The following is a 13,148-nucleotide window of genomic DNA, read 5'->3' on the forward strand; positions in this document are numbered from 1 at the left end:
TTGACAGCGACTTTGATGTCTACAGGCGTTTCCGCAAGAAACCCTTCTGCCGGATTCCCCTTGGCTGAGCAAAGGCCTTTTGTATCGCCTGGCTCTGCAGCAAGGCCTAGGACTGGGAGGCGGCAATCGTCACCTCAACAGGTAGGGATAGTCACACCTTTGTCTGCTCTGTTGCAGTGAGAATGAAGCAATCAATGGCACTAGCAAGCCCAGCCCTCAAAAAGTCGACTTGGATGAATTGATGATTCCATTCCGTGCCCTACTGCTACAGAGACTGATTTGCTCGGCCTGGTCCATCGGCGCGATTGCGCTGGTGACCGCCTCACTGCTGGAATGGGGTTTGGTCGTTGCTGGCCCTGCAAGGTTGCTCTGATTGCAGCGCCTGAGCTCAGCACCTCAAAGCGAGTGACGGCGAGTGACAGGAAGGCATTTAAAGTAGTTAGTCAGATCAGAAATAATGGCCCTCAAGCTTGGCCAGAAGAAAAGCCTTAAGAGATCAGCACATATTCATCTGGGTTAAACAGGATCACCGCTTCACCGCCATAGCCAATGCTGGCAGCAGTAAGACTGACAGCAGGCTGCCGCCCACCAGAGCTGCTCCCACTTGAGGCGACATCAGTCCGGCCTGTACCTCGAGATAGGCAACAACAATCGGCAAATTGAGTGACTGTGACACCAGCAGCGAAAAGCGCAGTCGTTCGACCAGATCAGGCAGCGCCTGGCGATAAAGCAGCCACTGGGGCAGACCACGTATCAAGAGAATCCCCGCTCATCAGATCACTGGTCCCCAGGGATGGGCTGCTACAGAGGCGAGGTCCAGCCGAGCACCGGCAACGACGAAGAACAGCGGTACGAATAAACCGTAGGCCGACGCCTCCAGTTGCTTAATCGCAGGGGAGATGTCGGGTTCGGCGATAAACCGCCTCATCACCAAGCCTGCCAGCAGTGTTCCCATCAGGGTGGCAACTCCCAACGCCTCCGACAAGGCAATTAGTCCGACTACGAGCAGATACAGCAGCTGCATTGGCGTGGCGGATGCTGAGCCCGCTACGGACTCAAACCAATACCAAAATCTTGACTGCCCCATCCGCGCCGGCACCAATGCCAGCAACCACGCCACCACCACCACCAGAGCAACACTGAGCACAGTTGTGATGGGATTGGTAGATCCCAGCAACAGGGCCACGGCCAACACCGGGCCCAGTTGTCCCCAAGTGCCTGCACTAAGCAACAACCGCCCCAGCGGGGAATCCCACTCTCCCGATTCCCGGAGGATCACCAGCAATGTCGATAGGGCGGTTGAACTGAGTGCCACCACCAATGCAACCGGACGTAACCCACCGCCAAGGGGCAGCACCGAGACCAGAAGAACCCCCACAATGAGGGTGGCAAACCATCCCAAGGCACCCAGACGGCCTGGGGTGCCGCTAAGGGTTTTCTGGTCAATATTCAGTCCTATTAAGGCGAAGATCAAACCAAGACCTATCTTCGCGAAAAGATCAATCGCTGGATCCTGCTGCACCAAGGCCAGGCCAGAAGGCCCTACAGCAATCCCCCCCAACATCAATAGCGCGACTGTTGGAAGCCGGCCTCCAAAAAGTCGAGCTACGAAGGGAGATACAGCAACAATGGCAACGATTGTCAGCAGTCCCTGTAGACCAACACTCATTGGCTGCGGAAAATTCAACCATTATCCTGCTTCAGCAGAGCTGGATCGTTGAGGAGTGGCCTTGCCTTCCGCTTGAGGGCAGGCGCGCTGGTGCCGATGTGGTAAGCCAGTGATTGGCTGGGGTGGTATTTATCCGGCTGTTACTGCATCAAGAGCCGGTGATAACAATGAGCGAAGCTCCTCGTCTTGAAAAGCTAGGCCGCTTTCTGTTGCGGGGGCTGCGCATCGGCGCCAGCACCGTGTCGATCGTGGAGTTGCTGCGTAGCGACTGGACCGCTGGCATCAGTGCAGGCGTCGCCTGGGTGGTTTTTCTGCAGGTGGAGCGGCGGCTGCCGCCCCTCAGCCCGGAGACCGAGGACTGATTCGTGCCCCCACGTTCATCACTCCGGGCTTTGTTGTGCTCAGACCAGCTTGGTGAGCACGTGCTGCATAACCTCCAATAGTCCATCGGCGAGGGGGCGATGGCTGCCGAGCTTGGCGCTCCAGATCGATCCAGACAGCAGTTCCTCTGGGCTTATCAAACCCAAGTCCTGGCCCTCCAGAAGCTGCAGCTGCTCCAGCGGCACCGATAGCTCGGCCTGAAACACATGGGCCGTTCGGCGGTGGATGTGATGCACCATCACCAGCTCCACCGCCGGGGGCTGCCAGCTGATCTCCTCCAGTAGCTCCCGCCGCAGGGCCTGCTCTGGCGTTTCGCCGGGGTCGAGGTGTCCGCCAAAGAGCCCCCAGCAGCCGGGCGCAACGATGTCGGGGATCTCGTCGCGCAGCTGCATCAGCCAGCGACCATCCCGATGCAGCATCGCCAGGGCGACTTCAACGGCCATGGATCGGCCTCAGGCAGAGGCCGACCGGCGCTGCTGCTTGGCGACGAGCGCGGCCCCGCCCGCTGCCAGCACCAAGCCACCGCTTATGGCGAGGAAAGCCAAGGTTTGCAGCAGCAAAAGGAAGATTCCAATGGCCGACCCGGTCACGATCTGCACCCTCGCCTTGATCAGCAGGGTGAGCAGCAGCAGCACAGTGGCCTTCAGGGCCAGAACCTTGGCCGTGCTGAATGGCAAAAAGGGATTCAAGAACACATGTTGATCTCGGGTGTACCCATGCTGGCGGACTGATCCCGCAGCGGTGGCTTCATTTGCGGCATTTCAACGGGAGTGCTTCCTCCCAATGGAAGGAGTTTCTTTAGGCCATGCCCGTGAGCCAACGTCCCCCCAGGGCAAGGGCGATGGCAAGGGTTGATCCCAGCCCCAGCAAGCGGGGACTCGTGAATAGCAGCCGGCGCAGGATCACCAAGCTCCAAATCAGACCCACCGCCATCACCGCGCTCTGGCAGAAGGCCACCACATGCTGATCGGCGCTCCAGCTTGGCCAGAGGGCAGCCGCGGCTCCTTGCCAGGGGAAGGCACTCACCGGCAGCAGCTGGCCGGCCTCGACCATTCCCAAGGGCAAATAGCGAGACAACAACAGGGCCCACACCAGCGGCAAGAGCCCATAGAGCAAGGGTTTCGGCCACCAGCCGGCCACCAAAACAGGCAGTAGCAGCGCAATCAAACCCACCCCAAACCTGGGCAGCAGGGGACCTGCTTGTAGGCATTCAGGGGCCCATGGCAACCAACCCAGCCAGCCCTGCCAGTGATGCAAAGCCACACCGCCCAGCAGCACCAAGAGCAAGAGCCGTTCGCCAAAGGGGACAGCCATGCCCTTTTGCAGGTCGGCCGCGGGCGGGCGCAGGCGCAATTTCACAGAGCGGTGCGGACAGGCTTGAACGCAGGTGAGGCAAAGCACGCAATTGCGATTGTCTTCCAGGTGGGCTGGATGGGTCCCCAGGGGGCAGCCTCCCGTGGCCAGGCCTTCACCTTCCGCTGGTCCGCCTTTGAAGCAGGCATAACTGCTGCAACTGCCGCTGCAGGTGCCCGCCTCGGCCCGCAGCTCCAGCACCGATAACTTCGCCATCAGGCCATTCATGCCCCCCACTGGGCACAAATAGCGACACCAGAAGCGCTTCTCAAACAACAGCGAGCACACCACCGCCCCGCCCGTAATCACGAGCAGCAGACAGCTGCTCAACCAGGCCGTGTCTTCAAGATTGGCCAGCTCCTCCCACAGCAAGATGGCGCCAAAGCCAGCAGCCAACACCGGTGCGGCCCAGCGGTCGGTGTCGCCCCGGGGCCAACGGCGCGGCTGCCAGCCCAGTAAACGGGCGAGCTTCTGGCTGATTTCGCCCCACACCATGAACGGGCAAAAGGAGCACCACAGCCGCCCCACCAGCGGGAAGGTGAGCAGAATCACAGGCCACCACCAGGCCCAAAACAGATTTAGGGCACCGTTGTGGGCCCGATCCTGGGGGCCCAGCCACAGGGCCCCATTCACCAGTACAAACAGCCAGCTCACCAAGCCAAACAACAGGCCATTCCACGGCAAAGGGGCTCGCATCCACTCCCTCAGCCGAGGCTTCCAGCCCCAGATGTCGAAGCGCAGGCTGGTGGGCCGGCTCAGTAGCCAAAACACATCTTCCGGCAAGAGGTCGGGCAGCTCACCATGAACGGCTGACGCCTTGGCCTGAAGCAGTGCCCGGTTGATCACCACATCCAGTTCCCGCAGGTTGTTGGGGAAGTCGTGGCTTTGGAGACGCTTCACCACGTTGGCGGGCACCTGGGGTGGCTTGGGCCAGCCCAATTGGCGGGCACGGCGCCGCAGGGAGTAACGGATCCAATCCCCCAAGTCTTGGCGGCGCACCCTTAGGGGAGGGACCCGGATTTGGTCGCAGAGACCTTCCAGTTCCGGCACGCTGGACTCGGCGGTGAACAGCAACCGGCCTTGAAATGGTTCGCTGCAGCCAGGCCATTGGGCCGTTCGCGCTAGCTCGATCAGTAGGGCTCGCAGCTCGGGTGGGGCGGCATCGAAGCGATCCAGCAGCACGCAACCCTGACCGATACACTCCAACAACGGCGGCCCTTGGCTTGGGGATCCGTGAAACAAGTCGCCGCCATCGACGCGCAGCAGGCTGGTGTCAACGCGAATCAATACATGGCGCCGGTCGCCCGAGCCGAAATGAACAAGCGCAGCCAGGTTGTCCTTCTCCAGCCCAGGCTCGCCACTGATCAGCACAGGCCGCCGCGCAGGGTCTTGAGCCGCCTGGGCCAAGGCCGCCCGGAGCTTGACGGCGTAGCGACTTCCCCCAACCACCCCACGCCGGGTGGATCCCACCAGGTAGGGAGCCAGGCGTCGCAGGGCCGGTGCGTCTAGCTCCTGGGTTGGGGAGGTCATGGAGAAGGTGGGCTTGGCGGCGGGGGCCAGGGATGTCCGGTTGCCCTTGGGGCTTCCAGTTCCGCTTCAGCATTACCACCAGCGGCGGCTGATCGCTGAATGATCTAGGGATAAAACACAACTAACGGTCCCCGGTGGTCCTAAGAAAAGTGATCGCCAGGGCCTGCCGGCGGAGTGCCGCAAAAGAAGCCGTTTCGCTCTGATCCAGAGTCCATGTGTCCTGCCTTACAGAACCTTTTTGGGGTTTCGCCTTGGATTGGTTTAGTCAATCAACCATCGGACCCATGGCTGACACTTACACCATCACAACTGAAGACGGCAAGTCTTTTACCTGTGCTTCTGACACCTACATCCTCGATGCTGCTGAGGAGCAGGGCATTGATCTCCCTTACTCCTGTAGGGCTGGTGCTTGTAGCACCTGTGCAGGCAAGATTGTGAGCGGCGGTGTCGACCAATCTGATCAAAGCTTCCTCGACGATGATCAAATCGCCTCGGGTTTTGCCCTGCTTTGCGTGAGCTACCCCACCAGCGACTGCACCATCACCACCGGTGTGGAGGATGATCTCTGAACCCGGCGGCCCCGGACGTTGAGTGCCCATCCCACCGATCCCCTGAGCCCTGCCCCCGTCCTGGTCTGTGGTCTTGGCGCCCTGGGGCAGGCCTGTCTTCAGCGCCTCCTGGCCTTTGATCTGCCCCTCCACGGCGTCGATCTGCGGCAGCCCAGCTGGAGAGATCCCGAGCTGGAGTCCCGTCTGGCGGCAACGCTCACCCATGGAGACATGCGCCTGGCCCACGTGTTGCGCCAAGCCGGTGCCGAGCGAGCCAGTTCCGTTCTGCTTCTGAGTTCCGACAGCACGATCAACTTTGAGGCTGCCCTCCAGGTACGGCTCCTTAATCCCACCGCAGAAATCGTGGTGCGTTCCACCAACCGTCGCGCCGATCTCGGCGCCCTGCTGGAGCAGCGCCTGCCCGGGGTAGCGGTGGTCGATCCCATCCTTCTCTGTGCTGATGCGATCAGCACCGCCCTAAGACCTGCATCGATGCGGGCGAGAGTGGAGGTGGATGGCCAGATCATTCAGGTAGTGGAGGGTCCTGGTGGGGACCTTCGCCAACAGAAGCAGGTCCGGCTTCCCGGGTCATCCTCCGGATCCCCGCCGGTATGGTTAATAGCCCGTTCACCGCTCATCAACCAGGGCCCGCTGGCCCCTGGCCAAAACCGCCGCCATCGCGTCCAGGCCTGGCTGCGGAGCAAAATTCAAAAGCTGCGCGTCTGGCTGCGGGCGCGGACACGGCTCCAGCGGTGGGGCTTCGCTCTGCTGATGCTATTGGTGTTGGTCGGCGTGCAGACCTTCTCACAAGTGGGGGGATGGAAGCAGGGGGTGTTTGTCACCCTCGGCTTGCTCAAAGGGGAGTACGTCGACCCGGTGAACCTCCTCCTCTCCGACATCACCGGGATAGAGGAGGTCAGCGGTTGGCTGATCGTTGGCACCCTCCTCTATTCCCTGGTTGGCACGCTGCTGACCTCGGCCCTGGTGGCCGTGATCCTGGAACGTTTGCTGCGGGAGCGCCTGGGTGTGGAACGGATCCGGCTGCCCCGGCGGGGCCCGGCGCCGGTGCTGTTAGTGGAGGGATCCGCGCTGGCTCAGCGCGTTGCCCAGCGGCTGCGGCGTCACCAGCAGCTGGTGGTGAGGGTCGAGCCGGGGGGCAGCGATGGCTCCCAGGACAAGGGAATCGTTCAATTCGGACAACTGGAGGAGGCGCTCCAGGCGCTTGAGGGTCGTCCCGTTGCCGCCGTTGGCCTGCTTTCCACCGATCTGCTGGCCAATCTAGAGGCCGCCATGGCGCTGCAAAAACGCTGGCCCGAGGCTGGTGTCGCGGTGCTGGCCCATGACTTTGGGGCCGCCGAACCCCTGGGGGACCTGCTGGGAGGGCTGGCGGTGATTTCCACCGTCGACCTGGTCGCCGATGCGGTGGTGGCGGCCGCCTTTGGGGAGAGGGTGGAGGGAGTCTTGCAACTGCAGGGCACCCACCTACTGATCGTGCGCTACCGCCTTCAGGAGCAGAACAATCTTTGCGGTCTGAATATCTCCAGGCTGGAGAATGGCTATGGCGTGACAGGCGTTTCTCTGCGCCGGTCCCGCTATCGCGAGCCCATTCTTTTGCCGCCGCCAGACCTGGTGCTGGCCGCCGGAGACCAGTTGGTGGTGCTGGCGACGGCGGCCAGCCTGCGTAGCATCGAATTGGACCATCCAGTGCCCCCCCGCTATCGCCTGCAGATCCAATTTCAGGGGGCGCTCTCGCCAGAGCGTCGCTTTCAGGCGCAGCAAAGCTTGGCTCGCTGGATCGGTTGCCTCCCAGGGGAGGTGCTCCATCTCCTTGACGGAGAGAAGCATCTCACTCCTCCGGTGGATCGGGAAATCTGTGATCTGCTGGTGGAAGATCTCCGGCGGCAGGGTGTGGAATGCACCCTGATACAAGTCGGTGGCTTGGGCCTGGCCAGCGGATGAGAATCCGATCAGCAACGACGGCAGTAGAAGGGAGAGTGGTTAGAAAATGGCTACTGGCACCAGGACTAAGACTGGCCCGCTGGGTGAAAGGGAGCGTTCGCGTGGCCTGAGCTTGAACAAGCCTTAACGAGTCCCTTGCAGCCTGCCGGCATGCTTGAGAGGTGCGTTCACTGCCGCCCGCCATGACCCTCCCGATGACCACGCTTGAAGCCTTTGCCGCCATCCCCCTGGCGGCGGTGTGCTGCGACCAGACCTTCGGCAAGGACGAAGCCCGCGTGATCCGGGAGCAGCTGCTGGGACGTACGGCCTACCAGGAGATGGAGCCCTACGCCTTCGGGTTGTTGATCTCGGGTCTGCTCAAGCGCTTCCGGGAGGAGTCGTGGCAGGGGCTGATCGCCAGCGCGGCCCCGCTGCTCAGTCCGGAGCAGCAGGAGATGGCCTTCGCCCTGGCCTGCCAGCTGATCCACTGCGATCGGATCGTGGCTCCTCAGGAGCAAGAGTTCCTGGCGGCCCTGGCGCAGCAACTGCAGTTCACCACAGACCGTGCCGAGCAGATCTTTGAGGTCTGCGATCTGCTGAACCGCGATTTCGTCAATAACCAGTCGACTTAAGCCCAGAATCCAACCGCCTCTCACTGTCAGCCGAAATCGAAAACTGGACCAGCACCGAATTGAGTACAGCTTGGTGATCGAAACAGAGAGGCGTCAACTTTCCTGGCAGAGCCAGCCTCAGCTCTACCAGTTGAGCCTATGCTGGGTAATTGGGATTTTTGCAAAGTGAATAAAGAAGAAATCTTGCATGACTACAAGCAAAAGCTTGGTGCGTTTATCCCTGAATTCGTGGCCTTGGATGATCTTGTGGACATTTATCTAAACAACCCTGGCTTCCACTCAAGCTTCGAGGACTTTATGGACGAATGGCAAGAAGAGGATAATGCTGTAGAATGTGAATTCTAAATCATAATCAATTTCATATGGATATCCCTCCTCAAGAACTTAATCCAAAGTGGTTTAAGAGTCACTTGCTTGATCGCTCGGTTGAGCTTCAAGAGCTTTATGAGTTGCCTCAAGGTGAGCTAGATCTAGTAATGGCAGAGGCTGCCGAGCTCAGGACTGATGTGGTCAATCGCGACCGCAACCATGGCAAGTGGTGCACCGCCGGCTATTTCCTGGAATTGGCGAAGATCATTAGTGAACGGCGATTCGCTCAGCTTGATCAGAAGTAAGGCTGCGCGGCGCCGCCCCAACCCCTTCACATGCTGTTACAATTGCCGTAACAAATTGAAACACGCATGACTGACTCCACTCCCCGCTTTGGCTTTGTCGCCTTCGCTGAAACCTGGAACGGCCGTCTGGCCATGCTCGGCTTCGTGATCGGCCTAGGCACCGAGCTACTCACCGGCCAGGGCATCCTTTCCCAGATCGGGCTCGGTTGATCAGTCCCCTTGTGCTGCAGCCAAATATCGCCGACTGACGCCAGCGCTTCCGTTTCGTTTCACACCACCCAGGAGATCCCCATGACCAACACCCCCGCCAACGACAAGCTGCTCGATACCAGCGCCGAACAGCTGACCCTCGTGGCGCAGCTCAAGCGTGCTGAACTGTTTAACGGCCGCGCCGCCATGCTCGGCATCGTGATCGGCGTCGTGGTGGAAGGCCTCACAGGTTTTGGCATCGCCCACCAAGTCGGCCTCGGCGCCCTTGTGGATGGCTATGCCGCCTGCCGCACCCAGTTCTTGCCCTTCTGCTTCTGAGCCCCTGCTCGGCTCATACGCCATTTGCTTTCCGTAACCGGGGTGCTGGGCAGGGTCTAGGTGCCGGATGGCGGCCTGCGGGCCGACTCGATCAGCAGGTTCTGGAGTAGTTCGCTGCTGCTGATCAGCAGGTGGGCCAGCCAGGTGCCCGTCAATCGGGGTTCAGCTACCCGATCGCCCCTGCAATGGCTGATGGCTTGCTCGATCTCGGCCAGCTCGCGAGCGATGTTGCGCACCATCGCTTCTGTGGTCTCGCGGGGGCTGGGCCGGAAAGGAATTTGCATCGGATCCACTCTGCCCCCGGGCAGCCGCTGGGGTGGCATTCAGCGGCGCACCGGCACTACCTGCATGCCGACAGGGGCCAGTGCGATCAGCGCCAGCTTGATGTGCTGGATACCGAAGGGAATGCCGATGATCGTCACGAAGCAGGCCACTGCAGAGGTGAGGTGGCCGATCGCCAGCCACCAGCCGGCCACCAGAAACCAGAGCACGTTGCCGATCAGCCCCAGCGGTCCTGTGCCGAAGTCGTTGCGTCCGGTGAGCTCACGCCTGCTCACGGCCTCATTTCCAAACGGCCAGAAGGAGTAGTTGCCGATCACAAAGCAGGCCCGGGCCCAGGGAAGGCCGACGATCGTGATCGCCGCCACAAGACCGGCCAGCCACCAGCCCAGGCCCATCACCACTCCGCCGAGCACGAACCAGAGAACGTTGAGCAGAAAGCGCAGCATCAGATCTTCCACGGTGCTCCCAGCCTGGCAAAAGGGAGATGGGAGCGCAGCCGTGATGGGTGATGTCCTCCTTCTTCTTCTTCTTTTCAACCCCTGCTTCCCAGCCCCCTGCAGCAGTTGTCAGGCATCCGTTGTCCCTCTCCATCACTATTTGAGTAACTTGCCAAAGCTGAGCCGACGTTCGTAGCAGCCATGCCTGACGGAAGACCATCCCATGTAGTCGTCATCGGCGCCGGATGGGCTGGTTGGGGCGCAGCCAAGGCACTCTGTGAAGCGGGTATTCGTGTCACCTTGGTTGATGGGATGTCCGATCCAACAGGCAGTTCACCAATCACAACCAAAAGCGGCAAACCTTTCGAGGCAGGCACCAGAGGTTTTTGGAAAGACTATCCCAATATCAATGCACTCACAGATGAACTCGGCGCTGGCGATATCTTCACTGACTTCACAACCAGTGCCTTCTGGTCGCCAGATGGGTTAGAAGCAACAGCGCCTGTCTTTGGAGAGACACCCCAATGGCCAAGTCCGCTTGGCCAGATGGTGGCAACAATAACTAACTTCACGCGACTACCTATTCAAGACAGGCTCAGTATCGCAGGGCTTCTTTATGCGATGCTGGACCTTTATCGCAGCGATAAGATTTTCCAGCAGTACGACGATCTCGATGCGCAATCACTCTTTGTCAAGCTTGGCATCAGCGATCGGCTCATCAATGAGTTCTTGCGCCCCACCTTGCTGGTTGGCTTGTTCAAGCCGCCCGAAGAGCTTTCGGCCGCGGTCACCATGGAGCTCCTTTACTACTACGCCCTGGCCCACCAAGACTCATTTGATGTCTGTTGGATCAAGTCGAAAAGCATCGCCGAACATTTGTTTGCACCTCTGAGTAGAAGGCTGATCTCCCGCCATCATCTGCAGGTCCTTGGTGGAACGTTGGTGAGACGGGTGAATGTGTCGTCTGACTCGCAGGGCGTCAGCTCAGTTGAGATTCAGAACGTGGCAACCAAAACAGTTCAGGTGATTGACGAAGTGGATGCTGTGGTCTTGGCGGTTGGTGCAAAAGGGCTCAAGTCTCTGATGGCTCAATCCCCAGAACTCAGCAAGGCAGCACCAGAGCTTGTTAGCGCTGCTTCGCTTGGCTCCATCGATGTCGTTTCAGCACGTCTATGGCTGGATCGTTATGTTCCAATCGCTTACCCAGCCAACGTGTTTTCCCGCTTCGAATCACTGAAGGGCTCAGGGGGCACTTTTTTCATGCTGGATCAGTTGCATAAGGATGCGCAACAGGCTCTCTGGGGTGATGGGCAGCCCCAAGGCTCGGTGGTCGCCAGCGACTTTTACAACGCATCGGCTGTAGCAGCGATGAGTGATCAAGAGATCATCGAACTGCTTACGCGTGATCTGCTTCCCATCGCGCATCCAGAATTCACCAATGCCAGGGTGGTTGATTCCGAGGTGCGGCGCTATCCAGGATCGGTGTCGCTCTTTTCTCCGGGCAGTTTCAGAAAACGGCCACCTTTGGAAACCTCAGTGCAGTCGATCGTCTGCGCTGGCGACTGGGTGCGGATGGGCGACAAAGAACATGGAGCCAAGGGTCTGTGTCAGGAACGAGCCTATGTGTGCGGGCTGGAGGCAGGGAACTCCTTGATCAGACGCAAGATTGTCAACGGTGCCGATCACTCCCATTCCGTTCTTCCTATTCGGGCAGACGAGCCACAAGTCGTTCTAGGCCGTGCTCTCAACAAGCTCGTGATGGATCCAATCGAAGCCCTTGGTCTGAAATTGCCGTGGTTCAACTCCAAACGAGTGCTGGACTGATGGCCGACCTAAACGCACAAGGGATTCGGTGTTCGACTGTAAGTTAGAAACTCTATGGATCAAGAGCCACTCCCCGCAGGAAGGCATGCTGGCATCTGATTGGGATTGCTACGGCGCTTCTGATGGCCGGGAGGAAATGGAGATAGCGGATCACTTCTTAGCAGCATCCTCGGCTTTGGCGCCTCCGCAGTCTTGCCAGCTAGAGAGCAGGCGAGCCAGCTCAGATTTCATCATTTGCAGCTCTTGAATGCGCGAATCGATTGAAAGCAATTTAGTTGCGATACTATCCTTTAGCACCGAACAATTGCATACACCTGCGCGGCGCACTTCAAGAATGCGGGCCAACTCGCCGATCGGCACATCCATAGACCGCAAAGCCCGAATGATTTCCAATTCCGCAAGGCTATCGGAGCTGAATATACGGTATCTACCCTCAGATCGGGCCGTATGCAGCAAGCCCTGATCGCAATAAAAGCGAATCGTTTTCACCGAAAAGCCGGAGATCTTGGCCATCTCGCCAATCCGAAGACCAGGAGCATCTTGAGCTGCGGCAAGGGGCAGGGGAGTCATTGGTCAACCCTCCATCCAGTGGATACATGAAACTCTACCCAGGGCCCGGAGAAAAAAGCGCTCATCTCTCCATCAACCAGCACTTAGTGGAGATTAGTGTTAGGGTTGGTGGTGAGTAAGTCTGCCCCCGCCTGCTGAATCCTGTGACAATGAGTTCCCTGAAGATTGCCGCGATGGGGATCGGAGCCATTGCGGCTCAATTCCTGCTGGCTGGAGCGTGCAACGCAAGTCAAAAGGGCGTACCGGCTCTTTACCCAACCAAGGCGGAAGCTGAAACCGCCGCCAAACTGCATTTCAATTGCACCGGAGCACACAGCATGGGTACCCAGTGGATGCCGTGCGCCAAACATGGTGAGTCCCAGCCTTCCAAGCCCAGTGGATCCCAGCACTGAATTCTATAAGTGAACTAATTCACTGCTCGCCATCTAATTGATATGTCCCAATGCGGCGACAAACCGAAACTGCTCGCCATAGGCGTAGCTCCCTTGGGCATCGTTTCGATCGGAATCGTGCCGATGGGGGTAGTGAGCATTGGCGTGGTGCCCATGGGGGTCATCAGCATCGGCATTGTGGGCATGGGCGTCCTCAATGCATGCGTAGTTGGCATGGGAGTGCTGGTGGCAGGCATGAACGCCATGGGCATTTGGACATTCAGCCCAAGCAACAGCCATCAACACCACAGCAGTCGACCAGCCCAAGAGAACTTGTTGGCCTACCCCAGCAAGGTGTCGGCTCTAGAAAAAGCCCAGGAGCTTGGTTGCAAAGCAGGGCTGATTCAAAGTCCGTCACAGGCGTCCTTGCAGGGGCTGTCAGCATGGGTTGAGGTCGGCGGAATCGCCTCC

General features: G+C 59.4%; 18 protein-coding genes and 1 pseudogene. 11 read left to right on the forward strand and 8 right to left on the reverse strand.

All coding sequences use genetic code 11. From position 1 onward, the window contains the following. Positions 1-526: 526 nt before the first annotated feature. Both KBY74_RS10775 and KBY74_RS10780 read right to left on the reverse strand, forming a co-directional pair. Positions 527-757, reverse strand: a complete 231-nt coding sequence (locus KBY74_RS10775; RefSeq protein WP_254942704.1) for a hypothetical protein — start codon at positions 755-757, stop codon at positions 527-529. Between the two features lie 15 nt (positions 758-772). Next, on the reverse strand, positions 773-1,669 hold the full coding sequence (locus KBY74_RS10780; protein WP_254942705.1) for a cation:proton antiporter: 897 nt from the start codon (positions 1,667-1,669) through the stop codon (positions 773-775). 167 nt (positions 1,670-1,836) lie between these two features. On the opposite strand from KBY74_RS10780, the gene KBY74_RS10785 reads away from it, so the two are divergent. Further along, positions 1,837-2,031, forward strand: coding sequence for a hypothetical protein (locus KBY74_RS10785; RefSeq protein WP_254942706.1), 195 nt, complete (start codon positions 1,837-1,839; stop codon positions 2,029-2,031). A 39-nt stretch (positions 2,032-2,070) separates the two neighbouring features. Here KBY74_RS10785 and KBY74_RS10790 read toward each other — a convergent pair whose 3' ends face one another. From KBY74_RS10790 to KBY74_RS10800, 3 genes are all read right to left on the reverse strand, one after another. After that, positions 2,071-2,493, reverse strand: coding sequence for an NUDIX hydrolase (locus KBY74_RS10790; protein ID WP_254942707.1), 423 nt, complete (start codon positions 2,491-2,493; stop codon positions 2,071-2,073). 9 nt (positions 2,494-2,502) lie between these two features. Beyond that, positions 2,503-2,685, reverse strand: a complete 183-nt coding sequence (locus KBY74_RS10795) for a hypothetical protein (protein ID WP_254942708.1) — start codon at positions 2,683-2,685, stop codon at positions 2,503-2,505. A gap of 163 nt (positions 2,686-2,848) precedes the next feature. Next, positions 2,849-4,933: a 4Fe-4S binding protein gene (locus KBY74_RS10800; protein ID WP_254942709.1), complete on the reverse strand. Its 2,085-nt coding sequence runs from the start codon at positions 4,931-4,933 to the stop codon at positions 2,849-2,851. A 284-nt stretch (positions 4,934-5,217) separates the two neighbouring features. Between KBY74_RS10800 and KBY74_RS10805 the strand changes: the two genes are divergently transcribed. The 7 genes from KBY74_RS10805 to KBY74_RS10835 all read left to right on the forward strand — a co-directional run bounded on the left by KBY74_RS10805 (position 5,218) and on the right by KBY74_RS10835 (position 9,193). Beyond that, positions 5,218-5,502, forward strand: coding sequence for a 2Fe-2S iron-sulfur cluster-binding protein (locus tag KBY74_RS10805; protein ID WP_254942710.1), 285 nt, complete (start codon positions 5,218-5,220; stop codon positions 5,500-5,502). An 18-nt stretch (positions 5,503-5,520) separates the two neighbouring features. Further along, a complete protein-coding gene (locus KBY74_RS10810) occupies positions 5,521-7,440 on the forward strand; it encodes an NAD-binding protein (RefSeq protein WP_254942711.1) in 1,920 nt (639 codons plus the stop codon). A 182-nt stretch (positions 7,441-7,622) separates the two neighbouring features. Then, entirely contained in the window at positions 7,623-8,051 is a 429-nt protein-coding gene (locus KBY74_RS10815; RefSeq protein ID WP_254942712.1) for a tellurite resistance TerB family protein, read from the forward strand. A gap of 138 nt (positions 8,052-8,189) precedes the next feature. Continuing rightward, on the forward strand, positions 8,190-8,396 hold the full coding sequence (locus tag KBY74_RS10820; RefSeq protein WP_254942713.1) for a hypothetical protein: 207 nt from the start codon (positions 8,190-8,192) through the stop codon (positions 8,394-8,396). A 17-nt stretch (positions 8,397-8,413) separates the two neighbouring features. Then, positions 8,414-8,665, forward strand: coding sequence for a hypothetical protein (locus tag KBY74_RS10825; protein ID WP_254942714.1), 252 nt, complete (start codon positions 8,414-8,416; stop codon positions 8,663-8,665). Positions 8,666-8,731: 66 nt separating this feature from the next. Next, entirely contained in the window at positions 8,732-8,875 is a 144-nt protein-coding gene (locus tag KBY74_RS10830; protein ID WP_254942715.1) for a chlorophyll a/b-binding protein, read from the forward strand. Positions 8,876-8,956: 81 nt separating this feature from the next. Continuing rightward, entirely contained in the window at positions 8,957-9,193 is a 237-nt protein-coding gene (locus KBY74_RS10835; protein WP_254942716.1) for a chlorophyll a/b-binding protein, read from the forward strand. 56 nt (positions 9,194-9,249) lie between these two features. On the opposite strand, the gene KBY74_RS10840 is transcribed toward KBY74_RS10835, so the two are convergent. Then, positions 9,250-9,477, reverse strand: a complete 228-nt coding sequence (locus KBY74_RS10840) for a hypothetical protein (RefSeq protein WP_254942717.1) — start codon at positions 9,475-9,477, stop codon at positions 9,250-9,252. Positions 9,478-9,516: 39 nt separating this feature from the next. Continuing rightward, a complete protein-coding gene (locus KBY74_RS10845; RefSeq protein ID WP_254942720.1) occupies positions 9,517-9,921 on the reverse strand; it encodes a YccF domain-containing protein in 405 nt (134 codons plus the stop codon). A 192-nt stretch (positions 9,922-10,113) separates the two neighbouring features. Between KBY74_RS10845 and KBY74_RS10850 the strand changes: the two genes are divergently transcribed. Then, positions 10,114-11,736 (forward strand): FAD-dependent oxidoreductase, encoded by a 1,623-nt coding sequence (locus tag KBY74_RS10850; RefSeq protein ID WP_254942718.1) that lies wholly within the window; start codon positions 10,114-10,116, stop codon positions 11,734-11,736. Between the two features lie 150 nt (positions 11,737-11,886). On the opposite strand, the gene KBY74_RS10855 is transcribed toward KBY74_RS10850, so the two are convergent. Then, positions 11,887-12,306, reverse strand: coding sequence for a MerR family transcriptional regulator (locus KBY74_RS10855; protein WP_254942719.1), 420 nt, complete (start codon positions 12,304-12,306; stop codon positions 11,887-11,889). Between the two features lie 173 nt (positions 12,307-12,479). Between KBY74_RS10855 and KBY74_RS10860 the strand changes: the two genes are divergently transcribed. Then, positions 12,480-12,698 (forward strand): DUF3721 domain-containing protein, encoded by a 219-nt coding sequence (locus KBY74_RS10860; RefSeq protein WP_254942721.1) that lies wholly within the window; start codon positions 12,480-12,482, stop codon positions 12,696-12,698. Between the two features lie 42 nt (positions 12,699-12,740). Next, positions 12,741-13,070 (forward strand): annotated as a pseudogene (locus KBY74_RS10865) (hypothetical protein); the annotation flags it as partial. Positions 13,071-13,148 lie beyond the last annotated feature (78 nt).

The sequence above is a fragment of the Cyanobium sp. A1C-AMD genome (genome assembly GCF_024346495.1).
In the GTDB taxonomy this organism is placed as follows: Bacteria; Cyanobacteriota; Cyanobacteriia; order PCC-6307; family Cyanobiaceae; genus Cyanobium_A; species Cyanobium_A usitatum.